Source organism: Psychrobacter sp. AOP30-A2-5, assembly GCF_052378115.1.
Classification (GTDB): domain Bacteria; phylum Pseudomonadota; class Gammaproteobacteria; order Pseudomonadales; family Moraxellaceae; genus Psychrobacter.
Genome location: NZ_JBQSXK010000054.1, coordinates 1 through 1,234 on the forward strand (window position 1 = coordinate 1; position 1,234 = coordinate 1,234).

The window sequence follows — 1,234 nt, forward strand, 5'->3', positions numbered from 1 at the left end:
CGATCCTGCAATTGGTTCAAGTTCGTCAGACGAAGCACTTGAGCGTTTTAGAATGGTGAGAGATCAGTTGCGACAACGAATTTTAGTATTGGCGGAGCTAATAAAAATGCCATCTGGTATCGATTCTTTAGAGTCTCATACTAGTATTCGAGTCAATGATTTAGCGAAGAGTACGGCGTTTTATAGCTGGTTATTAAACACGTGGCCAAAAGAGTGGACCCATCGATATGCGACCTTTATTCGCCCAGACCTAAACTTGAATATGGTTCTGGTCGTCTCTGATGGTAAAGAGCTTAATCATGACACGCTTTATCATTTAGGGGTAAATGTGAATAACCAGCAAGAAGTTATTGATGCTTTTTTTAGCGCAAAAGATGCTGGCTTAACTGTTTTTAAACCACCGAGAACCACTTGGAAAGGCACACCGTTACATGAATTATGGCTAAAAGACCCTGATGGTAATCTAATCGAGATTTATGCACGTCTAACAGATACAGAGATTTTAACAAAACCCCAAAATGAGCAGCCTACTTTTTTAGTAGCAGGAACTGAGGCTGATACTGAGGATAGTGATGTCAACTAAGATATTTGACGTGATAGTAATTGGCGGCGGTCAAGCAGGTTTGGCGGTAGGGTATTACCTGAGACGTGCTAAGCTTGATTTTATTATCCTCGATAATCAAATCCAAAGTGGTGGAGCGTGGCGTCATACTTGGCCATCACTAAGGTTGTTTTCTCCAGCAGTAATGAGCTCATTACCTGGTAGGCTCATGCCAAAGGCCAAAGATAATGAATACCCGCATCGAGATGAGGTGCTCAGTTATCTTGCTGATTATGAGCAGCACTACCAGCTGCCTGTGTATCGACCATATCAGGTGACCAATGTACAACGAGATAGTGAACACAACTGTTTGCGAGTGACGGATGGAAAATTTACTTGGTTGGCTAAAGCAGTGGTTAATACGACAGGTACATGGAGTCATAGCGTTATACCAACGCTTGAGGGTCAAGAGATGTACCGCGGTGAGCAGTGTCATTCTGCAAACTATGCGGGTATTGAGACGTATAAAGGCAAGCGGATACTGGTAGTCGGTGGCGGCAATTCTGGCGCGCAAATTTATGCTGAGCTAGCTGAGGTTGCCGATGTAAGCTGGGTCACGCGTGAGCCGCCATTATTTTTAGCAGATGATATCGATGGTCGCGTATTATTTGAGAGAGCTACGGCTCGGATTAT

At 43.8% G+C, this 1,234-nt stretch carries 2 protein-coding genes; both read left to right on the plus strand.

The genetic code is table 11. The features are described from left to right. Positions 1–583, plus strand: a 583-nt coding sequence (locus ACT3S4_RS14305; protein WP_444761301.1) for a VOC family protein, incomplete at its 5' end; no start/stop codon positions are given. After that, positions 573–1,234: NAD(P)-binding domain-containing protein (locus ACT3S4_RS14310; RefSeq protein ID WP_444761302.1), on the plus strand; the 662-nt coding region annotated here is incomplete at its 3' end. The genes ACT3S4_RS14305 and ACT3S4_RS14310, both read left to right, overlap by 11 nt.